Origin of the sequence: Barnesiella sp. B2-R-119 (assembly GCF_023656675.1) — a bacterium.
GTDB classification, from domain to species: Bacteria; Bacteroidota; Bacteroidia; order Bacteroidales; family Barnesiellaceae; genus Barnesiella; species Barnesiella intestinihominis.
The window spans coordinates 362,840-387,257 of the sequence record NZ_JAMOKL010000004.1 but is presented as its reverse complement, the minus strand read 5'-3'; the positions used below and the strand labels follow the sequence as shown (position 1 = coordinate 387,257).

Sequence of the window (24,418 nt, the reverse complement as noted above, 5' to 3'; positions counted from 1 at the left end):
AGACAAACAATTTCTACCTATCTCCCCAATTCTCCCGGTCGAGATTTCGGTAATTCACCGCTTCGTTGATGTGTTGCACCTGTACCCCTTCGCTACCTTCCAAGTCGGCAATGGTACGTGCTACTTTCAAAATACGGTCGTAGGCCCGTGCCGACAGGTGGAAACGGTTCATCGCATCTTTCAGCCGTTTCAATCCCGCCTCATCGGGGACAGCGAATTGGTTCAGCAGCCGGGGAGTCATTTGGGCATTGCAATAGATGCCGGGATAGTCGGCAAAGCGTGCGGCTTGAATTTCTCTTGCGGCAATGACTCGTCGACGAATCGACTCGCTCGACTCCGCCGGACGGGTGTCGGAGATTTTCTCGAACGGGACGGGAACGATCTCCACTTGTATGTCTATGCGGTCGAGCAGAGGGCCCGAAATTTTTCCCAAATAACGTTGTATCGTTCCCGGGCTGCATATACACTCTTTCTCCGGGTGGTTATAATATCCGCAAGGACAAGGATTCATCGAAGCGACCAACATCACCCCGGCGGGATATTCTATCGAGTATTTCGCACGTGCTATCGTTATCTTGCGGTCTTCGAGCGGTTGACGCATCACTTCGAGGACTTGACGTGAAAACTCGGGCAACTCGTCGAGAAAAAGCACCCCGTTGTGTGCCAATGAAATTTCACCCGGCTGGGGAAAAGTCCCGCCGCCCACCAACGCTACCGGCGATATGGTATGATGTGGCGCCCGGAACGGCCGTTGCGACAACAGCGAACTACCCCTCTCCATGCGTCCGGCAACCGAATGTATCTTGGTCGTTTCGAGTGCTTCCTGCAATGTGAGAGGCGGTAGTATAGAAGGCAACCGCTTCGCCATCATCGATTTTCCGGCGCCCGGAGGCCCTATGAGTATGATGTTATGTCCGCCGGCCGCTGCTACTTCAAAAGCCCTCTTGACACTCTCCTGACCTTTGACATCGCTGAAATCCAAATCGAAATGGGTATATTCCCTGAAAAATTCCGCACGAGTATCGATTACCGTCGGTTCCAGCTCGATCTCCCCGTTCAGGAAACGAATCACCTCGGTGATATTCTCTACGCCATACACATCGAGATGATTGACTACCGCAGCCTCGCGAACATTGGCTTTGGGAATAATCAACCCCTTAAAGCCCTCCTCCCTTGCCTTGATAGCTATGGGCAACGCCCCCTTGATAGGAAGAATGGAGCCGTCGAGAGACAACTCCCCCATCAACATATACTCGCTCAATTTACCTGTTTCTATCTTCTCGTCGCTCGCCAAAATCCCCACGGCCAAAGGCAAATCATACGCCGCCCCTTCCTTGCGTATATCAGCAGGCGACATGTTCACGATTACCTGTTTCCTCGGAAATCTGTAACCGTTATGTTCCACGGCCGAGACAATCCGCTCGTGGCTCTCTTTCACGGCTGCATCGGGCAATCCCACCATAAAGAAACGGATACCCTGCGAACAGTTCACCTCGATAGTCACTACAAGAGCATCGATACCCTGCACGGCTGCGCCAAAAACTTTCACCAACATAGTAATAGATTTTGCAGTAATAGGTTATGGTGTTACTAAACGTTCGATATAAACTCTCGAAGAGTCGGGCGAAAGCCCTCTGGCGACAATCCGCCCCAAAGAATCGGCGACCAACAGATAAGGTATGCTTTGGATATGAAGCTCTTTCACCCCCGGATAAAGATAACCGCCTTTCGCCCACCGCCGGGCCCATACGGCCGAATCGGCCTCGATTCGCTCCTTCCACACGGCGCTGTCCCTATCCAGCGAAATTTCCACGACCTGCACCAACGAATCGTATCGTTCTGTTATCTCCCTTAAAAAGCCGCTGTACCTCTGTGTTCCGGGTGTCTCGGCAGCCCAAAAACAAAGCAGGGTCGCTTGGGCTTCTCGGGGATTCAGTAGTTCGGTCGTATCGGCCACCGTAGTCAATGATAAATAAGGTAATACGGTGTCACTCTTCTGTATGGTTTCAAATTGTCGATACATTTCCAATGCTGCGGCCGGCGGAGCCGACAGTACACGGTCGTCCAACAAACCGATCAACGAATCGCAAAACGCATCGCTCGCCCTTCCCAACACATAATCATCTAACAAAATAGCGCTCACGGGCGAATCTTTATGTTCGCCTACATACTTTGCCACAACGCCTTGCAGCTCCTTGCTCAACTGCTCGTATCGCCGGGTTCTCATTCCCGATGCCGAAATGTTCCTTTCTGCCGACCAAGACTGCAACAACTCTTTATTCTCTTGATTGAACTTAAACAAATCCTTATTTAGAGAACTTCCTTTCACTCTCAACCCGAAAGGATCCTGCCCGTCGCCCGACAATTCTATCCGGTCGCCGTTCTGCACATATATCTTGGTCAAGGGCGTTTTATCGAAATAATAAAACTGTATGGGAATAACTGCCGAAGCCGAGTTTTTGAATGTGATAAAACCATTCTGCGGACGAAGCGTATCCACGACAATGCCGTTTTCAAGACCATAAACGGCATAAATAGGGCGTCCTCCTAAATTATTGATAGTTCCCTCCACGACAAACTCGTTATCCTTGCCGCCGCAACCCGACAGCAAAAGGACACAAATACACAGTACCGCACCTATTTTATTCATGCAAAAAACATTTTCATTTCTTGCAAATGTACTGGATTTTACGGGAGGAGCAAAACAATATCCGGGCAAAACAAAGTATAAAACCCGACAACAATGGAAAAACCGGCGAAAAAGAACGACCTTTTTACCTATAAAATAAAGCCGATATAGCATATATTTGCACAATTATCTATATCGGAATGTATCGGATATAGATGCGGTTCGAAATAAAAAAATGAACAAGTTCATTTTTCATTTCTCCCACCATTTGTTATATTTGTATATGAAACGATTGTTTATCTTACTGCTGATAGTTCTGCTCTGCATTCCGGGTTTTACCCAAATCCGAAACGATGTCCCCCGATACAATCCCGACAGCGTGCGTGAAGAGCTGGACAAAAGACCTTATTTTTCACTATACAAAGACAACTACTTCATCGGGGGTACGACCATCGGGAGCAAACCGACCAATAAAAATTCCGATGTAAAATTCCAACTAAGCATCAGCCAGAGACTTACAAAAAGTAAACTTCCATTCGACACCTACCTCTTTATAACCTATACGCAAAAAGCATTTTGGAATGTCTTTCAAGAATCTCTCCCGATGTACGATCTCAACTTCAATCCCGGCATAGGGCTATCGCATCTGGTCATACATCGAAATAGACTTATCGGACAAGTCTCGCTCCTGATCGAACATGAATCGAACGGGAAAGACAGCATTTGGTCTCGCAGTTGGAATAAAATCTCGTTTATGGGTGCGCTCGCCGTCGATCGCAATGTAGAGCTTCAATTCAAAACATGGATACCTATCATCGACAGCGGGAACAACCGGGATATCCTCAAATACTGCGGTATTTTTCAATTAGCAGGTAGTTACATAAGCGACAATCGTCGGTTCGGGGCTACCGTTATTCTCACCAAGCGGAGCGGCTGGAATTTCAATTTCAACACCGTTATCGAACTGAATGCCCGCTTATTCCCCAACGAAAACCAATATTTCTTTATACAATATTACAACGGTTACGGCGAAGGACTGCTCGACTATAACAAATTCCATTCTCGCCTGAGAGTAGGGTTCGTCATCAAACCCCAGAATTTCAGCAATTACTGATTCCTCCTTCACACATAGCTTTTTCAATCCGTGGGGCAGGCATAAATTTTATCGATGAATCACTTGTCGACAAACACACTCCGGACTTTTCGGTAAAAGGTCGGTTCTTGCTTAAATTTCTGTACAAAGCGCACTACTCCTCTGTGTTTTGCACAGCAAAATATAGGGGAGGTATCCGAAGGACGGAGGGGTTGAAAAAACGCAGCAGGGGGAACGGATTGGACTGCAATCTCCCCTCCCCTGCCGTGTCCCGTAGTATTACGGGGTATTTCCGTTAGGGAATATAGGGGGAGTGCCCACAGGGCGAGGGGGTTAAAAAGATTATATAGGGGTAGAAATATAAAAAGACAATCCCCTCTGATTTCCGATTGAACCGATATCCCCACTAATCGACAGATCCTCCTTATAGCCTCCGTGCAATAGGGCAACACATCATTCCTAATCGAAACACAATATATTCAAAGAGCGGGGCTTGTAAATCGTACAAGCCCCGCTCTTTGAATACACCTTTTTTATACTCCTCCGAACAAAAGGACTCGAAATTTTATCCTTGTTGCATCACGACCTCGGTCAAGTCCGTGCTAAAAATCCGGTACTCATTTTCTGTTATAGACCGGGGAGATGTAAGCACGACCAACGAATGAGGCGGATAACCCTCCCGATAGGGAGGATGCGTATGGGCAAAAGGGTTCTCATGGAAGCCGCACTTTCGGTAAAATCTCAAACGAGCTCTCGAAACAGAATCAACGACAGGATCGATTTCCAGCAAAACAATTTTAGAGGTCGAGCGGAGAAACGCATTCAAAATTTCGCTTCCATACCCCCGTCCTCGTAATCCTTGATGCACTGCGAAATGCTCTATATACCTATAACTGCCAAACTCCCAATAGGAGATAAATCCGACAAACATATCCCCTTCGCTATACCCTACCAAATGATAATCGGCACACGAGAACGCTTTTTCCTGCTGCTCTTGCGTCCGCTGCTCGAAGATAGGGAAACTGACAGTATACAATTTCCGCCACGAGTCGTAAAGCTCATGCTGCGAACTATCTATATCTATATAATTCATAGTCATATAATATTTCCCATGAATATCCCATTATCAAGGAATCATATCACCGTGGCAAAACTGGCATACACGATCGCTCGAATTCTCATCATGCCATTCCGAAAGCCTTTTTCACGACTTCGACATAATCGAGTTTCTCCCAAGTGAACAGCTCTACCTCACGAACGATCGGTTCGGGGTTATAATGCGATTTGAATGTCTTCACGACAGTTTGCGGTTTTCTTCCCATGTGACCGTAAGCCGCCGTCTCCTCATAAATAGGATTACGCAACTTCAAACGCTCCTCGATAGCTTTCGGACGCATATCGAAAATCTCGCACACCCGTCGGGCTATCTCGGCATCACTCATCGCCACGTGCGATTTACCGTAAGTATTCACATAAACGCTCACCGGTTCGGCGATTCCTATGGCATACGACACCTGCACCAGAATCTCGTCCGACACCCCTGCCGCTACCAAATTCTTGGCAATATGACGAGCGGCGTATGCGGCCGAACGGTCTACCTTCGAGGGATCCTTTCCCGAAAATGCGCCACCTCCGTGACCTCCTTTGCCTCCATACGTGTCAACGATAATCTTGCGACCCGTCAATCCCGTATCCCCGTGAGGCCCGCCGATAACGAATTTGCCGGTAGGATTCACCAATAAAATCAACTGGTCGTCGAACAAGGTTCGTACCCGTTCGGGCAGTTGTGCGACCACACGAGGCAACAACACCTGTTTCACATCGTTGTAAATCGTCTGCAACATCTCCCGGTCGGCCGCTTCCTGAGCCTCTTTCGAGTCGTCGGCCGGAGTCACGAATTCGTCGTGCTGGGTCGACAATACGATCGTATGCACCCGCACAGGTTCGTTCCGTTCATTATATTCGATGGTTACTTGCGATTTGGAGTCGGGACGCAAATACGAAGTCACCTTTCCTTTGCGCAGATAGGTCATTGCCGAAGCCTCCCGGCGGATAACGGCCAGCTCGGTAAGCAACAAGTGAGACAAATCGAGCGACAACGGCATATAATTATCCGTCTCATTGCAAGCATACCCGAACATCATACCTTGATCTCCCGCCCCCTGACTCATCGCTTCGGCGCGCTCCACGCCCCGATTGATATCGGCCGACTGCTCGTGTATGGCCGAAAAAATACCGCACGAGTCGGCATCGAACTTATACGAACTTTTATTATATCCGATACGGTGAATCACTCTGCGGGCAACCTCCATCAAATCGACATAAGCATTCGATTTAACCTCGCCTGCCAATACGACCTGACCGGTCGTTACAAGGGTTTCGCATGCAACTTTCGAGTTCGGGTCATACGCCAGAAACTCGTCGAGCAAAGCGTCCGATATCTGGTCGGCCACTTTATCGGGGTGTCCTTCCGACACCGATTCCGAGGTAAACAAATAATTCATTGGTTTCTCTCCTGAATAATAGTGATACATTATTGGAGGAAGAAAGACCGCTATTCCCACGAAAACAAAGGTGATTTGATAAAGCCGGACGGGCTTCGAAAAGCCCCGTAACGCAGTTTTAGCATTTTTTTCCGTGGTTGCAAGCAGCCAAATCCTTCCACATTTTCGGCTACAAAGATAGTACAAGTCCAAAGCAAAAGCAAATTTATTTGCAATTTTGCCGAAAAACAATGTACATAAAATAGAGATGTACCGGCAAACGCAAAGTCTCTCTATGTTGTAGGCCTTTCCCCGATCGTATCATATAAATAAAACTCTGGGGCTAAATCACTTTTCGTTCCGTAAACCTTCCAATAGCTCCGTTACCGTCTTCCCCAATACCGGGTGCACCCATTGCGGAGCTATTTCGGCAAGCGGGGTCATCACGAAAGTCCGCTTATGCATATACGGGTGAGGCAACACCAGCGAGTGAGTATCCAACACCAAACCGTCATAGTCGAGTAAATCTATATCGATAAGCCGGTCGACATAGCTGCCATCTCCTTCCCGATGTTTTTTACTACCCAATTCCCGCTCGATTTCCTGTACGGTGAATAATACCTCTTCGGGAGATAAATCGGTCTCTACTGCGATAGCAGCGTTACAGAACGTATGCACCGATTGATAGCCCCACGGAGCCGTCTTATAAAACGACGACACGGCAACGACCGCTCCCACCCGTTCACCAACCTTGTCGATGGCTTTTCTCACGATTCGCTCCTTATTCCCCAAATTCGAGCCCAAGCCTAAATATACTCGTTTCCCCATAGTTTGTACCTCCTTTTTGCGCTACTAAGATAGCAAAAAAGACGTTTTTCGCAAAAAAATTTTCCCCTTCTCTCCCCATTATTATGACTCAGTCTATCAGTCTATATGAATAGAGGGTTACTTTTAAACTTCTCCCTTGCCGTGCCCCGTAGTATTACGGGGTGTAGCGTTAGCAATAGGGGAGGTGTCCGAAGGACGGAGGGGTTGAAAAAACAGCGACAGCAGCAAACCGGGCATCAACCTCTCCCTTGCCGTGCCCCGTAGCATTGCGGGGTGTAGCGAAGCAATAGGGGAGAAACCGAAGAAACAACCGTTTCTGAGGAGAGGGGTTGAAATATACAAGGACAATCCCCACGAACTATCGACCGAGCCATCATCATACAGTTCGCAAAAAGATTTTTTTCGTCTTTCTTCTAAGGAAATGGATTACTCCCCAAGCAGAAACTATCCACACCGAAAATAAAACGAATAATCCCCTTGTCTTTATCCGGCACTATCACCTTCGGATTCCGACAAGAGGATTATCTCAATCGATAAGATTCTTAAAGACCTAATCTTATGGTTAGGTTACATCATCTACAAACCTGTTTATTTCATTTCCCCATTTCATTTACAGGTACATAAAAAGTAGTGGTCGTAGGTGTGTAAATACCCCATGTAAGAATATTCAGAAAACCATCTAAGAAAGTCCAACTGTTTTTAATTACATAATTCTCGGCATCCCCCACATACTCTTTGGCCTCCATTTTCGTGTTACCGACAGGAATCAAACCATACAACAAATGATGGTTCATCACCGAATTTACTTTTACGACAGGATCGTTTTTCTGTACATTTCCCACACAGACTCTCGCATTATAACAAGAGGATAACAACAATGACAATAATGCACACGCAAATAATCTTTTCATGATAATGAACAATTTTTGCCTTCCTGTTCCCCTTCGGAATGGCGTTTTTAAAATAGAAAAGCGTGGGAACCTGTCAATTTATCAACCTTGAGGTACGACCAAGTAACCACGCAGAAATAAACAGCTAACCCACGCATGCTGTATGACAACATTGCCTAAGCAATGAATGCGCACACGCCTGCATGAACGTTTGTGCCGTTTATCCTTCTGCTAAAAATTGGTCGTTTTCAAGGTTAGGATAAAACGAAACGCTTCAATAAAATATGTATGTTGTAGCTACAACAGTTACAAATATAAACACTATTTTAGGAATATCAGTATAGAATCCTCTACATTTTAAATTTTTCCCGGTTCGCTGCTATCACGGAAAAATATCCAAACCTCCTCTTTTGTGTTTTACAACGCAAGGTATGCAGGAGTTTAAAAATCTGTTATCCCCCTCCCTGCCCAACTGTAAGCAGGAATAAGGAGAATGGGGTAAAATCCATTTTTTCTATGAAACAGGGGAAAATGACTAAACTCTTTCTCTGTCATAAGGTATGACAGAGAAAGATATTCCTTTCACTCCTTCCCTATATTTTGCACAGCAAAACACGAGGGAGGTATGTGAAATGTCTGCAATGCTGCAAGGTACGATAAGGAGAAGTGGTTTAGGTAGTACTTTTCATTTCAAAATAAGGCTTCCCTTGACTTGCCAGCAATGGGCAGTGGAAGTCCTTCCCGACTTATGGGAGAAAGAGAGGGAAAAAGAAATCAGAATAGAGCAGAGATGAAGACAACCACGAAATAACCGCAGAGCGATACCTTTAAAATTACCCCCAAGAGAAATCCTACAAAAGCGCCCAGCCCGGCTTTGAGAGCTTCGTGTGTGAGTTTGCCACCCAACAGTTCGCCAATGACGGCTCCCACGAGAGGACCGAAAATAATGCCCCATGGAGGGAAGAGGAATATGCCGATGACGGTTCCCGCTATACAGCCCCGGTTCCCCCATTTGCTACCTCCGCTGTATTTCGTGCCGATGAGAGGTGTGAGGTAATCGAGTACTTGTACAATAATGACCAATATGGCCCAGACGATGAGCTGTGTCGCAGTAAACTGCACCTTGTCGGTGAGATGAAGAAGTATCATGCCCACATAAGAGAGCGGAGGACCCGGAAGTGCCGGAAGAAAGCAACCCGCTAACCCGACGAGCAAACATATCGCTCCTACAATAATCCATATAATATCCATATCGTATCTATATTTTGCACGTTGTGCATGCAGAGTAAAAAACGAGTCGGATAAAACCAACCTCATTTTTTCATACCCGACTCGACTTATTCTCGCATATTGCAAAGATAGTGAAAGGTAAGTGCAGAGACAAACGGAAATTGCATTTTCGATTTGCTTCCTATATTCGTAGTGACAAAGATAATATGAACGAACACAGAAACAAATAAATTTGGTTATCTCCCTGCCTTGCACTATTTTTGTCTCATAAAACAAAAATCAATACAATGAAACTTAAAATTTATTTATCACTATTATTGTTTTCCTTTTTAAGCGGAATGGTGTCGCAGGGTGCAGAACACCCGAAACGAGAATTTCGCGGCGCATGGATTCACACGGTAGGTCAGAGTCGCTACATGGAGATGAATCGGGATGCGATGCAAGACTATTTCGACCAAATGTTGGATAGTTTGCAGTATATCGGTATCAATGCGGTTATTTTTCAAGTGCGCCCGACGGCCGATGCCTTTTATCGTTCGGAGCTTGAACCGTGGAGCAAGTATCTGACCGGGAAGCAAGGCGTGGCTCCCGAACCGTTGTGGGACCCGTTGCAATATATGATCGAGCAATGTCATGCCCGCAACATGGAGTTGCATGCGTGGCTCAACCCTTATCGGGTGGGAACTAATGCCGATGAGCCGCTCGCCGCATCGCACATCTATCATAAACACCCCGAATGGTTCGTTCGGTATGGCCGGCAGCTCTATTTCGATCCGGGGTTACCGGAGTGCCGCCGGTTCATCGGTCGGGTAGTCGACGATATTGTGTCGCGATACGATGTAGATGCCATTCACATGGACGACTATTTTTATCCTTATCCGATAGCAGGCAGCGAGTTCCCCGATGAAAACAGTTATGCCCGGTACGGTAACGGTATGGATCGTGGCGATTGGCGTCGGGAGAATGTCAATGCATTGATTAAGGAACTGCACGAGATTATCAAATCGCGTAAACCGTGGGTGCGATTCGGTATCAGCCCGTTCGGTATTTACCGGAATCAAAAGAGCGACCCGGACGGCAGTGCGACGAACGGGTTGCAAAACTACGACCAGCTCTATGCCGATGTGTTATTGTGGACTCGCAACGGTTGGGTCGATTACATGTTACCGCAACTTTATTGGGAGATAGGTCATCAGGCCGCATGCGTCGAGACACTGATTTATTGGTGGAACAATCATGCCAACGGACGTCATCTCTACATCGGTCAGGACGTGGCACGTACGATGAATGCTACCGACGTGAATCCCATATACACGCAACTGAACCATAAAATGCAGTTGAGTCGTTATCTCGACCATGTAGGCGGGAACTGTTTCTGGCCGGGCTATTCCTTGTTGGAAAATTATAAAGGCATAGCCGATGACTTGAAGGGATATTACCATGCGGTTCCCTCCCTTATCCCGGCCTATACGTTTATCGACAGCAAGGCTCCCGACGAGGTGAAGGGTTTGAAGGCAAAATGGACTCCCGAGGGATACGAATTGCAGTGGAAAAGAAAGAAAACCGACGATGAGATGCAGAAGCAAATTTATTTCTGTGTCTATCGTTTTGCACCCAGCGAAGACATTTGTTTATGTGATGCATCACATCTCGTAGCCGTTACGCGGGACACGAAATTTTTGCTCCCTTATAAACACGGAACCCGCCAATATGTATATGTGGTGACCGCGGTAGACCGTATGCACAACGAAAGTAAGGGTAAGATAAAGAAAGTGAAGTTGTAAACCGGCATCTTCACCGCCCGATAAAAGCGGAAAGAAGTACATGGAAAAGTCGAGCTATATTTAACCTCCTCTGTTTTTACTCCTTCGGTGCTTTGTGTGTATTCTTTCCCTTTTCTCTCCCCTGTACACTCTTAACCTCCTCCCTTGCCGTGTCCCGTAGCATTGCGGGGTGTGGCGTCAGCCATATAGGAAAGGTGTCCGTAGGACGGAGGGGTTAGAAAATACCGGCAACAACAAAAATAACAGGGAGCAGCAACCTCTCCCTCTGTGTCGCGCAGCGATATAGGGGGAGTGCCCGCAGGGCGAGGGGGTTAAATTCCCTGTAAAAAAAAATCTCAAAATCTAAGAAGCTGTTTTAAATTTATTCCAAGACAGATTGAGACCTATGTTGAAGCTGATTGGAGTCCGAGATAGGCAGTCAATAGCGGGCTTATTGACAAAAATCAAGGGGTTCAAGATGCGAGACAGGGGCTCAATATGGCCGGAACATACCTGCTTGCAATGATAATATTATTTCTCTATAAATTTAAAACAGCTTCTTAGATTTAACCCCTCTCCGTAGGATTCACTCCTGCGGCGTCCCCTATCTCCGATTGAAAATCGAAGCAGGGGAGAAGTTGGAAACTACCAACCGACTAACAAAATAGCCCTCAACAAAATAAGTATAAGCATCTCAACCTTTCCCTTGCCATATCCCATAGCACTACGGTCTGTTTTCCACATGGAAAATATAGGGAAGTAAAGGGTTCGTCGAAACAGCCCCGTCGATTTTCCAAAAAAAGTTTTATACACTATTATACCCACCTTATAACACCACGAGACACAGCAGAAGACAATACTTTCATCGTTATTGAAAATCCACCGGACCGTCAAAAAAACAACAGGCCGCTTCGACGAAGCGGCCTGTTGCGTATAGAGTCAAATCGTGTACGATTACAATTTCGGACCGGCAGCAACCAAAGCCTTACCGGCAGCATTGCCTTCGAATTTAGAGAAGTTCTTGATGAAACGAGCGGCCAAATCCTTAGCCTTAACTTCCCAATCGGCAGCATTAGCATAAGTATCGCGAGGATCGAGGATATTTTTATCCACACCCGGCAACTCAGTAGGAACAACGAAGTCGAAATAAGGAATAACCTTTGTCGGAGCTTTGTCGATAGAGCCATCGAGAATAGCATCGATAATACCACGAGTATCGCGGATAGAGATACGTTTGCCCGTACCGTTCCAACCGGTGTTCACCAAATAAGCCTTAGCGCCTGCCATTTCCATTTTCTTAACCAGCTCTTCGGCATATTTGGTCGGATGCAATGACAAGAATGCAGCTCCGAAGCAAGCCGAGAAAGTAGGAGTCGGTTCGGTAATACCGCGTTCTGTTCCGGCCAATTTAGCGGTGAAACCAGACAAGAAATAGTATTTGGTTTGTTCTGCGTTCAAGATAGAAACCGGAGGAAGAACACCGAATGCATCGGCCGACAAGAAGATTACTTGTTTAGCGTGCGGACCTTTCGATACCGGTTTAACGATATTATCGATATGATAGATAGGATAGGAAACACGAGTATTTTCCGTTACGCTCTTATCTGCGAAATCGATCTTTCCGTTGGCATCAACCGTAACGTTTTCGAGAAGAGCGTCACGTGTAATGGCATTGTAAATATCGGGTTCGCTTTCTTTATCCAAGTTGATAACTTTGGCATAGCAACCGCCTTCGTAGTTGAACACACCGTCGTTGTCCCAACCGTGTTCGTCGTCACCGATAAGCAAACGTTTCGGGTCGGTAGACAAAGTAGTTTTTCCCGTTCCGGAAAGACCGAAGAAGATAGCTGTGCTCTTGCCTTCTTTATCGGTATTGGCCGAACAGTGCATCGAAGCCATACCTTTCAAAGGATTCAGATAGTTCATGATCGAGAAGATACCTTTCTTCATCTCACCGCCGTACCAAGTATTCAAGATAACTTGTTCGTTAGTCTTCAAGTTGAAAACGGTAGCGGTTTCAGAGTTCAGACCCAGCTCTTTGTAGTTGTCTACTTTTGCTTTGGCTGCGTTGAACGACACGAAATCGGGTTCGCCGTAGTTAGCCAACTCTTCATCGGTAGGACGGATAAACATGTTCTTCACGAAGTGAGCTTGCCATGCAACCTCCATGATGAAACGAACTTTCAAACGAGTAGCGGGGTTAGCGCCGCAGAAAGTATCCATTACGAACAATCTCTTTCCCGAAAGCTCTTTAACGGCTTTGGCTTTCAAATCGGCCCAAGCTGCTTCCGAGCAAGGTTTGTTGTCGTTTTTATATTCATCGGTAGTCCACCAGATAGTATCTTTGCTGGCTTCATTCATCACAAAGAATTTATCTTTAGGAGAACGACCGGTATAAATACCTGTCATTACATTCACAGCACCGAGTTCAGTCACCTGACCTCTTTCATAACCTTCCAATCCTGCTTTGGTTTCTTCCTCAAACAGAACTTCGTAAGAAGGATTGTGTAAAATCTCTTTTACATCCTTAATACCATACTTGCTTAAATCTAATGTTGCCATTGTTTTTGAAATTTAATGGTTTATAAAATATTTCTCTTTTTTCTTAATCCATGAAAACCGACTGCAAAATTAAAAACAAATTCTACAAGTAACGATTTAATTAAAGAAAATTTTCGCTAATTGTTTGTATTTATTACAAACACACCCTCAATCGCTATGCCAAGATAGCAAAAAGGTCTGTTTCTTCCCTTTTTAAAGAACAAAACAAAAGAAAAAACAATCTATAATTTTCCAAAACAAAATTTATACGTACTTTTGCTCTTCGGCAAAAAACACAAAATATGGAAGTAATCAATTTTGCGGAAAAAAACTCGGTAATAAACCGATTTATGGCCGAATTAAGAGATGTAAATATTCAAACCGACCGAATCAGATTCCGGCGAAACCTCGAAAGAATAGGCGAAATAATGGCTTACGAAATAAGTCACCGGCTCCATTACTCCGAGAAAAAAGTAAAAACACCGCTGGGAACGGCCCATGTCAATCTTCCCGACGATACAGTCGTGCTGGCCACTATTCTTCGGGCAGGTCTGCCTTTTCATCAGGGATTCCTCAGTTGCCTCGACGATGCCGAAAATGCATTTGTCTCGGCTTACCGGAAATATAAAGACAAGCTGAATTTCGACATCTTTATCGAGTATATCGCTTCACCGCGAATCGATGGTAAAGTATTGGTACTCACAGATCCCATGCTGGCGACAGGCGGATCTATGGAGCTATCCTACAAAGCCCTGCTCACCAAAGGCACACCCAAAGACATACACATCGCATCGGTAATCGCAAGCCGGCAAGCGATCGATTACGTGAAAGACCACTTCCCCGAAAACACGACAATATGGGTAGGAGCGATCGACGATAAATTAGACGAACACTCCTACATCGTTCCGGGACTTGGCGATGCCGGAGATTTGGCATACGGAATAAAGGAATAACAACCGAGAACAAATTGCTGAAATTATAAACATCATGTCAATCACTATTCAGGAAATATCAGGAACTCGCGGTTTGAAAAAGTTCGCAAAGTTCCCGATAAATTTATACAAAGGAAACGAATACTATGTACCGTCTCTGGTTCTGGACGAAGTAGGAACCTTGAATTCGAAAAACAATCCGGCGTTCGACTTCTGCGAATCGGTTTACTACATGGCCTATAAAGACGGGAAACCCGTCGGCCGAATTGCCGGAATCATCAACCACAAAGCCAATGAAAAGGCCGGGGAAAAAGCCGGACGCTTCGGGTTTGTCGATTTCATCGACGACAAAGAAGTCAGCAAAGCGCTTTTCAATGCCGTCGAAAAGTGGGCAAAATCAAAAGGCATGACCGAAATACACGGGCCGCTCGGTTTTACCGACATGGATCCCGAAGGAACACTCGTCGAAGGGTTCGACCAACTAAGCACGATGTCTGCCATCTACAACTATCCATACTACCCGCAACACATCGAAAGCATGGGCTACGAAAAAGCGATAGATTGGGTGGAATACAAAATAAAAGTACCCGAATGCGTACCCGAAAAGCATCAACGCATTAGCGACATCGTACAACGAAAGTACAATCTGCGAATCCTGAAATTCAAAAGTGCATCCGACGTATACAAAGGTAATTACGGTCAAAAAATTTTCGATCTTATCAACGATGCCTATGCCGATTTATATGGATATTCGACACTGTCTCAACGACAAATCGACTATTATGTAAAAATGTACATTCCGTTATTACGGCTCGAAAACGTAACAGCCATTGTCGACGAGCAAGACGATTTGATTGCCGTGGGTATCGCCATTCCTTCTTTGTCGAAAGCCTTACAGAAATCGAGAGGCCGGTTGTTCCCTTTCGGTTTTATCCATCTGCTCAAAGCCCTCAAAGGCAAAAACGACGGGGTTGACCTCTTGTTGGTAGCTGTCCGTCCCGACTACCAAAGCAAAGGAGTCAATGCGTTGCTATTCTCCGACCTTATCCCGGTATTCATTCAAAACGGTTACAAATATGCCGAGAGCAATCCCGAACTCGAAATGAACGAGAAAGTACAATCCCAATGGCAATATTTCGAACGACAACAACACAAACGCCGCCGAGCCTATACCAAAAAGATATAACACACCAGTAGCGAATCGCACATACCCACCTCCTTTGTGTTCAATAAATGAACCACAAAGGGGGTATTCCATTTATAACCCGCGACTTGTCCAGTAAACAAGCGACAATTAAACCGCAACAGCCATAAAAACAGAGAAATAGGCGAAAGAAGAATCGAAACCCGGAAAGAAGAAAATACACTTTCGCCATCATCGAGGCTCGGTGAACAACAATAAAAATTCCCGATTCAGTATAAGGGTACACGACGTTTTTGGTGTCATAATATGTGAATCCTTAAAAATATTATCGACATGAGAAACTATTTTAACTCCATGAAAAAAATCAAATTCTCACTATTCTTTTTATTATCGGTATTCGGGCTATGTGCTCAAAGTCCTATTTTGGTTTTAGAAGCCGAAAACGCCGACTCCATTCATTCACCGGCGAGAGTTAAATCGGGCGACGGTTTCTCCAACGGGAAATACGTGGGCGGAAACGACCAGGGTAGTTACCTCTTCTTCCACAATGTGAAGATGGAAAAAGCCGGAACCTATGAATTCAAAACTTATTTCAACTGCAATGGTGTACGTCGATTCACTGTAAAAGTAAATAATTATCCAGAGGTAGAATGTACCGTTAACGGAACGGCGAAATGGGATACTCCCCCTGCCGAAACGGCCAAGGTGCTGATTTACTTGGCTGCCGGGACGAATACCATAAAAATAACGCCCTATCCCACGACATCAGGAGGTCCGAATTTGGATAAATTCGAAATACTGGAAACCTCGGAATCACCCCTGCCCGTACCCCAAGAAGGTTTCCCTATAACATTGGAAGCCGAATACGCCCATTTATACGGAGACCTGAAAGTGAAAAATCTGGAAGGCATGTCCAATGGTCGCTACGTGGGAGACTTCAACAACAAGAATAATTCCTACTTGCAATTCACGTGCGTCGATATACCCGAGGAAGGGCCGTATGAATTGAAAATCTTTACAAACGACCCCACAGGACGTCCTTTGGATATTCAAATCAACAACTATGCAAAAACCTATATCAATGTGAACAAGTCCGAAGGCAAATGGGATCAACTGCCCACGGCAGAGACATCGGTATTGGTTTGGTTGGACAAAGGGCTGAATACGATTTCGTTCACCGAATCATGTCGCTACAACGGGCCCAACATCGATAAGGTAGAAATACATGAAACCGACCAGACTATGGAAAAACCCGACATCGAAAAACCCTATCCCGAATCGTGTAAGGAAATCGACGAATACAAAATATCATTCATGGGTTCCTCTGTCTGCTATGGAACGGGAGCGACAAAAGACTACGGATATGCCTATATGTACACCGACCTGCTGAAACAACGCAAACAAGAAAACATCGGCAAAGACTGGACCACCTCGAACATCTCCATCGGCGGGAATACGACCCAAATGGTACTCGACCGTTGGGAAAGAGACCTATTGCGGGATTGCGGACGTTACGTGTTCTACGGATTGTCGCTCGGCAATGAACGGAACAACGGCACACAAACCGACCAAGCCTCAAAAAATTACGAGAAAGGCATGAAACAATTGATTCGCCAAGCCGACTCCGTAGGTATCGTGCCGGTCATGGCTAGCAACTATGCCAATGCCGGATTCAACAGTTCCGATTATGAGATTTTGAAAAACCTGAACCTGACCATACAGCAATGGGAAGTACCCTCGGTAAACATGCTGGGAGCAGTCGACAACGGAGCAGGACGCTGGGTCAAAGCGATTGAAAACGATGGAGCGCACCCCAATTCGGACGGACACCGGGAAATGTCCTACGCCATAGTACCGTCACTATTCGATGCTCTGGACGCCGGAAAGACCATTCCGCAACGACAAGAAAGCACCGCCTATGCCTTGGGCAAAGCGTCCGCTACGCAACACATCGAATTCGTACCGGAAAATATCGTTCACCCCTTCACCCTTTCATTCGAAGTGAAAGCCTCTTCTGCCGGAACTCTCGCCTCGTTCGAGACCGAAAACGGCACGGGTAATATTAAAATCGACGAAAACGGAAATATCGTTTACGAATCGCCATCGGACGGACAAATCACATCGACCACCTCGGCCAATGACGAATGGTTATGTATATCCTTGACGCACTATTATGCGTGGGGAATGACCCAACTGTATGTGAACGGCGTAAAATGCGGAGAGCTTTCCGAAAAGCTCGTAGCAACGAAATTTGCCTTAGGCGGGAGTAATGCGCCCGATAAGGCAGACTATCGCCAACTGTTCTTCTGGCGTTCGGGTATGAACGATAAAGAAATCGCCGCCGTGGCCGAAGGCAAAATGTTACGGTCGAGCTTGGAAATCTATGCTCCTTTAAGCAACGAAAGTCCGCTGATCAATCTGGCACAAAGCACAAACACACTCGCATTGGTAGAAAACACGACATCGGGAATTGCTTCCCTTAAAGAACGTTGTATGTTGTTCTCGCCCAATCCTGTAAAACAGGGAGAACGTGTAAACGCCGGTTGTTCGGGAATATTCGAAATCTATTCGGTGAACGGTATGTTGCTCGACAGGCAAACCCTCCGAAATGAAAGTGAAACGATTTCTACCGACGCCCTGACAGCCGGCACTTATGTAATCCATTCGAACGATACGGGAAAAATAGGATTGTTGGTTATCTATTAAGCGTACCACCGCACTATTCGATAAAGAGAAAATACCATTACCCAATATCTGGGTGGTATTTTCTCTTTATTATTTTTTTATTTTTTCGGCAAATACTGGCTTTAACCATAAAAAATAGTTAATTTTGCTGCGTTTTTTCAAATCGGTCACCCGACCGATTTGAGAGGTTATTAATTTATCGAACCCCGATGTCGAAATCGGGCTCTTCGAATAATAGGTATAAAATAGGTAAAAAGATGAAAAGTACATTAGATTTTCACCCGAAGTTTCTCGCTTCGCTGGCAAGCTATTCCAAAGAAAAATTTACGAAAGACCTCATGGCCGGTATCATCGTCGGTATCGTCGCTCTGCCTTTGGCTATCGCTTTCGGTATCGCCTCGGGCGTATCTCCCGAAAAAGGTCTCATCACCGCCATTATCGGCGGATTCATCGTCTCTTTCTTAGGTGGGAACAGCGTGCAAATAGGCGGGCCTACCGGAGCATTTATCGTTATCGTGTACGGCATTATACAAGCCTACGGATTGGAAGGACTGGCGATAGCCACTTTCATGGCCGGTTTGATATTGGTCTTGATGGGCTGCTTCCGCTTGGGAACCATCATTAAGTTCATTCCCTACCCCATTGTCGTGGGATTTACCAGCGGTATCGCGCTTACCATTTTCGCCACACAGATAAAAGACCTGCTCGGACTATCGATGGACAGCGTCCCCGCCGATTTCATATCCAAGTGGGTCGCTTACTTCCAGCACATCGAGACCACCAATTTCTGGTCGCTGGGCATAGGAATACTCAGTATTCTCATCATTGCCTACACTCCCCGTATCTCCAACAAAATACCGGGCTCCCTCATGGCGATTATTCTCATGACCGTGCTCGTCTATGTGCTCGAACGTCTTTGGGGAATCGAAGGAATAGAAACCATCGGAGACCGTTTTAACATCAGCAATGAAGTTCCCGAGCCGCAAGCTCTGAATATCAATATGGAGACGATAAACCAATTACTCTCTCCGGCATTTACCATCGCCGTATTGGGAGCCATAGAATCCCTGCTGTCGGCTACCGTCGCCGACGGTGTAACTGGCGACAAGACCAACTCCAATACCGAGCTTATCGCACAAGGAGCCGCCAATATCGTGGTTCCTTTCTTCGGGGGAATCCCTGTCACCGGAGCCATTGCCCGTACCATGACCAATATCAACAACGGCGGGCGCACCCCCATTGCCGGTATGATACACGCTGTCGTCCTTTTGTTGATATTCCTGTTCCTTATGCCGCTTATCAAGCTCGTGCCCATGTCGTGCCTCGCCGGTGTATTGATCGTCGTTTCCTATAACATGAGCGGTTGGCGCACGGTACGTTCCCTGCTGAAAAATCCGAAATCAGACGTGTCGGTACTCATTATCACCTTCCTGCTTACCGTTATATTCAATCTTACGATCGCCATCGAAATCGGGCTGTTGTTGGCCGTTGTCCTCTTCTTGCGCCGCATGACAGAGACCACGCAAATATCGGTACTCCACGACGAGCTCGATATTGCGACCGGAACCGAATCGACTACCCACGAAGTCTTGAAAGTAGCCAAAGGCGTGGAAGTTTACGAGATAGAAGGCCCGTTCTTCTTCGGGGTAGCCACCAAGTTCGACGAACTGATGCGTAGTATGGCCGATCGTCCGCTGGTGCGCATTATCCGTATGCGAAAAGTACCTTTTATCGATTCTACGGCTATCCACAACCTCGAAATCCTGATTACCTCGTCGCAGAAAGAGAAGATACATGTCATTCTGTCGGGGGTCAATCCCACGGTACACGCCACTCTCAAAAAGGCGAATATAGACCGGCTCATCGGCGACGACCATATCTGCGACCACATTACCAAAGCCGTGGCAAAAGCCAACGAGTTCGTCGCAGAAATGAAGAAATAAAAGAGGCTCCAAACATTCATACATACGACAATCCCCGTGTCCTGCTCAGAACACGGGGATTGTCGTATCATTTCATCGAAAGTCTGTTCACTTCAACTTCCACTCTACACCCTCTTTGGTGTCTTTGATTTCAAAACCTATCTCGGACAACCTGTCGCGAATGTAATCCGATGTCGCCCAATCCTTACGAGCCTTAGCCTCCTTGCGCACATCGAGCAATAAATCCACGGCTTTATGATAGGCCTCGTTCCCCTCTTCCGAAACACCGGCCTCTTCGCGAATGCCCATGATATCGAAAAGGAATATACGGAAAGTTTCCTTCAAATGAGCCGAATCCTCGGCCGACAAAGCAGCTCCTCCCGCCAATACCGTGTTGATAATCTTCACGGCCTCGAACAAATGGGAGACAACGATAGGCGTACTCAAATCATCGTTCATCGCCTCGTAACAACGCTCGCGAATGGCTTTCACATCGACCGTGGAAACTTCGGCAGGCTCGATCTTCGAGAGGTTGTCCCACCCTTCGAGCATACGTTGCAGGGCCTTTTCCGATGCCTGCAAAGCCTCGTTGCTGAAATCGACCGTGCTGCGATAATGCGCTTGCAAGATAAAGAAGCGTATCGTCATGGGCGAATAAGGCTGTTGCAACAATTTGTGATTACCGGAGAAGAACTCGTCGAGCGTAATGAAGTTACCCAACGATTTGCCCATCTTCTGCCCGTTGATGGTAATCATGTTGTTATGCATCCAATAGTGCACCGTCTCGTGCCCCTGCGCAGCCACCGATTGGGCTATCTCGCATTCGTGGTGGGGGAAAAGCAAATCCATGCCTCCGCCGTGAATGTCGAATTCCTCGCCCAAGTACTTGGCGCTCATGGTCGAACATTCGAGATGCCAGCCGGGAAAACCGTCGCTCCACGGCGAGGGCCACCGCATGATATGTTCGGGAGAAGCCTTTTTCCAAAGAGCGAAATCGAAACTATTGTGCTTCTCGCTCTGTCCGTCGAGCTCCCGCGTCGTGTTGAGCAAGTCGTCGATATTGCGCCCCGACAGCTTGCCGTAGTGGTGGTCTTTATTATACTTCACTACATCGAAGTAAACCGACCCGTTACTTACATAAGCATATCCGGCCTCTATAATCTTTTTGATATATTCGATCTGTTCGATAATATGCCCCGACGCATGCGGCTCGATACTCGGCGGCAACACGTTAAGAGCTTCCATCGCTTTGTGATAACGGTTCAGATAATATTGTACCACCTCCATCGGTTCGAGCGATTCGAGCCGTGCTTTTTTGGCGACCTTATCCTCCCCTTCGTCGGCATCGTTTTCCAAATGCCCTACATCGGTAATATTGCGCACATAGCGCACTTTATATCCCAAATGCCGTAAATAACGGAACAACACATCGAACGTGATGGCGGGACGGGCATGTCCCAAATGAGCATCCCCGTAAACCGTGGGACCGCATACATACATACCCACGTAGGGAGGGTTCAACGGTTTGAACTCCTCTTTTTTTCGGGTAAGTGTATTATAGATATAAAACGGTTGTGTCATATCGAGTATATTATGGATTCAGTTCCCGTAACGCTTAATCGTTGCTACGACCTCCGAAAATACGAAGCAGATAAAGGAACAAGTTGATAAAGTCGAGATAAAGCGACAGAGCGCCTATCGTCGCCAACTTCCCGGTCTGGGAAGGATCGGTCACATAGGCCGCATTCTTGATCTTTTGGGTGTCCCATGCCGTCAATCCGATAAACAAAGCCACGCCGAACAAACTGATAATCCAGTCGAGAGTACTGTTTGCCACGAATATATTGACAACAGATGCGATGATCAACCCGAACAATCCCATGATACAATAGCTCCCGAACTTGGTCATATCGTTCTTGGTAACCATGCCATACACGCTCATCGCCCCGAACACGCCGGCTGTGATGAAGAATGTATAGGCGATAGAGCCCAAATCGTACACGACGAAAATGGACGAAAATACCACTCCGTTAAGAACAGCATACAAATAGAACAACAGCGTGGCGGTCGTCGTGCTCAGTTTATTCAACATGCCCGAGACAACGAAAACAACGGCAAGCTCGGCGATCATCAAGCCGAAAAAGACAGCCCGGTTTCCCAACACGACCGACAATATGGCCGGAGAAGAAGCCACATACAACGACGTAAGAGCCGTTACGACAAGGGCGAGGAACATACGCCCGTACACCTTACGCATCACCATCGACAAAACCGATGTCCCGGTAGCCGACTTATAAGAAGAATCATACAAATTTTCCATCTCTTTCTATTTTAACAGTTATTTTTTACATACGGTCGGGCACTTCGATACCGAGCAATCCCATACCGGTTTTTATCACTTTGGCGACGTTGGCCGAAAGCATTAGGCGGAATGCCCGCACTTCGGCGTTTTCTTCGCGCAGAATCGAATAATCGTGGTAGAACTGATTGTATTCTTTCACCAAATCATACACATAGTTGGCGATAAGCGAAGGGCTGTATATACGACCGGCTTCGGCGACCACAGCAGGGAAATCGGCCAAATGCTGAATGAGCGAAATCTCTTTTTCAGAGGGATCGACCTTAGCGGTGTCCACTTGGCGATAATCGATACCGGCTTCGGCAGCCTTGCGCATGACCGAGCAGATGCGGGCGTGGGTGTACTGAATGAAAGGCCCCGTGTTCCCGTTGAAGTCGATAGACTCTTTGGGATTGAAAGTCATGTTCTTGCGGGGATCGACTTTCAAAATAAAGTATTTCAATGCGCCTAAACCCACGATACGAGAAATTTCTTCCGCTTCCTCGGCAGTACAGCCGTCGAGTTTGCCCAATTCGGCCGATGTCTCGCGAGCGGTGGCGATCATCTCGTCCATCAAGTCGTCGGCATCCACTACCGTACCTTCGCGCGATTTCATTTTTCCTTCGGGCAGCTCCACCATGCCGTAGGAGAAGTGCACGAGATCTTTGCCCCATTTGAACCCGAGTTTGTCGAGCAATATAGAAAGAACCTGAAAATGGTAATTTTGTTCGTTGCCCACCACATAAATCATCTTATCGATGGGGAAATCTTTGAAACGCAACTTGGCCGTACCGATGTCCTGCGTCATATACACCGATGTCCCGTCGCTGCGCAACAGCAATTTGTGGTCGAGCCCCTCTGCCGTCAAGTCGGCCCATACCGAGCCATCCTCTTTCCGATACATGATACCCTTTTCCAATCCTTCGAGCACTTTCTCTTTCCCTTCGAGATAGGTCTGCGACTCATAATATATCTTATCGAAGTCCACGCCCAAGCGACGATACGTCTCGTCGAATCCAGCATAGACCCAGTTGTTCATCATCTCCCAAACCGAACGAACCTCGGGATCGCCGGCCTCCCATTTGCGCAACATGGCGCGGGCTTCCTGCATGAGCGGCGAGGCGGCCTCGGCCTCTTCGGGGGTCATGCCTTTGGCTTCCAGTTCTTTCAGTTCTTGTTTGTAATGTTTGTCGAACAACACATAGAAATCACCGATAAGGTGGTCGCCTTTTTTTCCGGCCTTTTCGGGAGTAACACCGTCGCCCCACTTTTGCCAAGCCAGCATCGATTTACAGATATGAATACCCCGGTCATTGACGATATTGGTTTTCACCACCCGATTGCCATTGGCTTTCAAAATCTCGGAAAGACTATATCCCAACAAGTTGTTGCGCACATGTCCCAAATGTAACGGTTTGTTGGTATTGGGCGAGGAATATTCGACCATGACCAAAGGAGCGTCGGCGGCAGCTTTATGCGTCCCGAAATCGGCCTCTTCGTCGATGTGATGCAACATCTGGCTCCAAAACGAAGGAGCGATCACCAGATTGAGAAAGCCCTTGATTACATTGAACGAAGCGACTGCCGGCTCATTGGCGAGAAGATACTCGCCTATCTCCTGAGCCGTAGCTTCGGGAGCCTTATGAGAGGCTTTCAAAAAAGGGAATACCACCAACGTGAGATTTCCTTCGAACTCTTTCTTCGTCTTTTGAGGAACTGTCGTCCCGGGAGCTGCCTCGATTCCATACAAAGCTTTCACCGCTTTGACCGCAGCATCGGATATAATCTGTTCTATTTTCATGTACTATACTTGTTTAATGGGTACAAAGATAGTGCAAGATGAGAGCAAAAAGAACAAATCCATTTGTTTTTTTGCCGAATCGCAACCTATATCGGACTTTTGTCAAAGATAGTACAAGTCGAATGCAGAGCAAAAAGAA

Annotated in this window: 18 protein-coding genes; 7 read left to right on the top strand and 11 right to left on the bottom strand. The window is 46.7% G+C overall.

What is annotated here, in order from left to right:
* Positions 1 to 13 precede the first annotated feature (13 nt).
* Both NBH06_RS09940 and NBH06_RS09935 read right to left on the bottom strand, forming a co-directional pair.
* Positions 14 to 1,555, bottom strand: a complete 1,542-nt coding sequence (locus NBH06_RS09940; protein WP_250794151.1) for a YifB family Mg chelatase-like AAA ATPase — start codon at positions 1,553 to 1,555, stop codon at positions 14 to 16.
* 24 nt (positions 1,556 to 1,579) lie between these two features.
* Positions 1,580 to 2,650, bottom strand: a complete 1,071-nt coding sequence (locus NBH06_RS09935) for a DUF4369 domain-containing protein (RefSeq protein ID WP_195634178.1) — start codon at positions 2,648 to 2,650, stop codon at positions 1,580 to 1,582.
* A gap of 262 nt (positions 2,651 to 2,912) precedes the next feature.
* Between NBH06_RS09935 and NBH06_RS09930 the strand changes: the two genes are divergently transcribed.
* Positions 2,913 to 3,743, top strand: coding sequence for a phospholipase A (locus tag NBH06_RS09930; protein ID WP_046412507.1), 831 nt, complete (start codon positions 2,913 to 2,915; stop codon positions 3,741 to 3,743).
* A 544-nt stretch (positions 3,744 to 4,287) separates the two neighbouring features.
* On the opposite strand, the gene NBH06_RS09925 is transcribed toward NBH06_RS09930, so the two are convergent.
* The 4 genes from NBH06_RS09925 to NBH06_RS09910 form a co-directional block, all read right to left on the bottom strand.
* Positions 4,288 to 4,815 (bottom strand): GNAT family N-acetyltransferase, encoded by a 528-nt coding sequence (locus NBH06_RS09925; RefSeq protein WP_250794150.1) that lies wholly within the window; start codon positions 4,813 to 4,815, stop codon positions 4,288 to 4,290.
* 88 nt (positions 4,816 to 4,903) lie between these two features.
* Positions 4,904 to 6,226 (bottom strand): methionine adenosyltransferase, encoded by a 1,323-nt coding sequence (gene metK / locus NBH06_RS09920; protein WP_250794148.1) that lies wholly within the window; start codon positions 6,224 to 6,226, stop codon positions 4,904 to 4,906.
* Between the two features lie 327 nt (positions 6,227 to 6,553).
* Complete coding sequence (folK, locus tag NBH06_RS09915) at positions 6,554 to 7,033, bottom strand: 2-amino-4-hydroxy-6-hydroxymethyldihydropteridine diphosphokinase (protein WP_250794139.1); 480 nt, start codon at positions 7,031 to 7,033, stop codon at positions 6,554 to 6,556.
* Between the two features lie 593 nt (positions 7,034 to 7,626).
* Positions 7,627 to 7,944 carry a Bor family protein gene (locus tag NBH06_RS09910; protein WP_021892617.1) on the bottom strand — a complete coding sequence of 106 codons (318 nt, stop codon included), beginning with the start codon at positions 7,942 to 7,944 and terminating at the stop codon, positions 7,627 to 7,629.
* A gap of 539 nt (positions 7,945 to 8,483) precedes the next feature.
* On the opposite strand from NBH06_RS09910, the gene NBH06_RS09905 reads away from it, so the two are divergent.
* Entirely contained in the window at positions 8,484 to 8,717 is a 234-nt protein-coding gene (locus NBH06_RS09905) for a hypothetical protein (RefSeq protein ID WP_021892616.1), read from the top strand.
* Here the strand turns inward: NBH06_RS09905 and NBH06_RS09900 are convergent.
* Entirely contained in the window at positions 8,698 to 9,174 is a 477-nt protein-coding gene (locus tag NBH06_RS09900) for a DUF456 domain-containing protein (RefSeq protein WP_008862934.1), read from the bottom strand. The genes NBH06_RS09905 and NBH06_RS09900 overlap by 20 nt on opposite strands.
* A gap of 266 nt (positions 9,175 to 9,440) precedes the next feature.
* Here NBH06_RS09900 and NBH06_RS09895 point away from each other — a divergent pair, with 266 nt between their 5' ends.
* Positions 9,441 to 10,937 (top strand): glycoside hydrolase family 10-like protein, encoded by a 1,497-nt coding sequence (locus NBH06_RS09895; RefSeq protein WP_407934802.1) that lies wholly within the window; start codon positions 9,441 to 9,443, stop codon positions 10,935 to 10,937.
* A gap of 933 nt (positions 10,938 to 11,870) precedes the next feature.
* On the opposite strand, the gene pckA is transcribed toward NBH06_RS09895, so the two are convergent.
* Entirely contained in the window at positions 11,871 to 13,478 is a 1,608-nt protein-coding gene (gene pckA, locus NBH06_RS09890) for a phosphoenolpyruvate carboxykinase (ATP) (RefSeq protein WP_250794137.1), read from the bottom strand.
* A gap of 281 nt (positions 13,479 to 13,759) precedes the next feature.
* On the opposite strand from pckA, the gene upp reads away from it, so the two are divergent.
* From upp to NBH06_RS09870, 4 genes are all read left to right on the top strand, one after another.
* Positions 13,760 to 14,410 (top strand): uracil phosphoribosyltransferase, encoded by a 651-nt coding sequence (upp, locus tag NBH06_RS09885; RefSeq protein ID WP_008862937.1) that lies wholly within the window; start codon positions 13,760 to 13,762, stop codon positions 14,408 to 14,410.
* Between the two features lie 34 nt (positions 14,411 to 14,444).
* The gene (locus tag NBH06_RS09880) at positions 14,445 to 15,575 is read left to right on the top strand and encodes an N-acetyltransferase (RefSeq protein ID WP_250794135.1); all 1,131 of its coding nucleotides are present in this window, start codon (positions 14,445 to 14,447) and stop codon (positions 15,573 to 15,575) included.
* A gap of 291 nt (positions 15,576 to 15,866) precedes the next feature.
* Entirely contained in the window at positions 15,867 to 18,239 is a 2,373-nt protein-coding gene (locus NBH06_RS09875; RefSeq protein ID WP_250794133.1) for a GDSL-type esterase/lipase family protein, read from the top strand.
* A gap of 236 nt (positions 18,240 to 18,475) precedes the next feature.
* On the top strand, positions 18,476 to 20,161 hold the full coding sequence (locus NBH06_RS09870) for a SulP family inorganic anion transporter (RefSeq protein WP_046415973.1): 1,686 nt from the start codon (positions 18,476 to 18,478) through the stop codon (positions 20,159 to 20,161).
* Positions 20,162 to 20,248: 87 nt separating this feature from the next.
* Here NBH06_RS09870 and cysS read toward each other — a convergent pair whose 3' ends face one another.
* From cysS to argS, 3 genes are read right to left on the bottom strand one after another with little or no spacing between them, the layout of a single operon-like run.
* Entirely contained in the window at positions 20,249 to 21,721 is a 1,473-nt protein-coding gene (cysS, locus tag NBH06_RS09865; RefSeq protein ID WP_250794131.1) for a cysteine--tRNA ligase, read from the bottom strand.
* A gap of 34 nt (positions 21,722 to 21,755) precedes the next feature.
* Complete coding sequence (locus tag NBH06_RS09860) at positions 21,756 to 22,460, bottom strand: Bax inhibitor-1/YccA family protein (protein WP_250794129.1); 705 nt, start codon at positions 22,458 to 22,460, stop codon at positions 21,756 to 21,758.
* A 25-nt stretch (positions 22,461 to 22,485) separates the two neighbouring features.
* A complete protein-coding gene (argS, locus tag NBH06_RS09855) occupies positions 22,486 to 24,279 on the bottom strand; it encodes an arginine--tRNA ligase (protein WP_155012828.1) in 1,794 nt (597 codons plus the stop codon).
* Between the last annotated feature and the right edge of the window lie 139 nt (positions 24,280 to 24,418).

Coding starts and splice junctions, on each gene's coding strand:
- folK (WP_250794139.1), bottom strand. CDS start 7,033: ATGGGGAAACGAGTATATTTAGGCTTGGGCTCGAATTTGGGGAATAAG.
- upp (WP_008862937.1), top strand. CDS start 13,760: ATGGAAGTAATCAATTTTGCGGAAAAAAACTCGGTAATAAACCGATTT.
- NBH06_RS09860 (WP_250794129.1), bottom strand. CDS start 22,460: ATGGAAAATTTGTATGATTCTTCTTATAAGTCGGCTACCGGGACATCG.
- NBH06_RS09905 (WP_021892616.1), top strand. CDS start 8,484: ATGACAGAGAAAGATATTCCTTTCACTCCTTCCCTATATTTTGCACAG.
- NBH06_RS09895 (WP_407934802.1), top strand. CDS start 9,441: ATGAAACTTAAAATTTATTTATCACTATTATTGTTTTCCTTTTTAAGC.
- metK (WP_250794148.1), bottom strand. CDS start 6,226: ATGAATTATTTGTTTACCTCGGAATCGGTGTCGGAAGGACACCCCGAT.
- NBH06_RS09940 (WP_250794151.1), bottom strand. CDS start 1,555: ATGTTGGTGAAAGTTTTTGGCGCAGCCGTGCAGGGTATCGATGCTCTT.
- pckA (WP_250794137.1), bottom strand. CDS start 13,478: ATGGCAACATTAGATTTAAGCAAGTATGGTATTAAGGATGTAAAAGAG.
- NBH06_RS09900 (WP_008862934.1), bottom strand. CDS start 9,174: ATGGATATTATATGGATTATTGTAGGAGCGATATGTTTGCTCGTCGGG.
- NBH06_RS09875 (WP_250794133.1), top strand. CDS start 15,867: ATGAGAAACTATTTTAACTCCATGAAAAAAATCAAATTCTCACTATTC.
- NBH06_RS09930 (WP_046412507.1), top strand. CDS start 2,913: ATGAAACGATTGTTTATCTTACTGCTGATAGTTCTGCTCTGCATTCCG.
- NBH06_RS09925 (WP_250794150.1), bottom strand. CDS start 4,815: ATGAATTATATAGATATAGATAGTTCGCAGCATGAGCTTTACGACTCG.
- NBH06_RS09910 (WP_021892617.1), bottom strand. CDS start 7,944: ATGAAAAGATTATTTGCGTGTGCATTATTGTCATTGTTGTTATCCTCT.
- cysS (WP_250794131.1), bottom strand. CDS start 21,721: ATGACACAACCGTTTTATATCTATAATACACTTACCCGAAAAAAAGAG.
- NBH06_RS09870 (WP_046415973.1), top strand. CDS start 18,476: ATGAAAAGTACATTAGATTTTCACCCGAAGTTTCTCGCTTCGCTGGCA.
- NBH06_RS09935 (WP_195634178.1), bottom strand. CDS start 2,650: ATGAATAAAATAGGTGCGGTACTGTGTATTTGTGTCCTTTTGCTGTCG.
- argS (WP_155012828.1), bottom strand. CDS start 24,279: ATGAAAATAGAACAGATTATATCCGATGCTGCGGTCAAAGCGGTGAAA.
- NBH06_RS09880 (WP_250794135.1), top strand. CDS start 14,445: ATGTCAATCACTATTCAGGAAATATCAGGAACTCGCGGTTTGAAAAAG.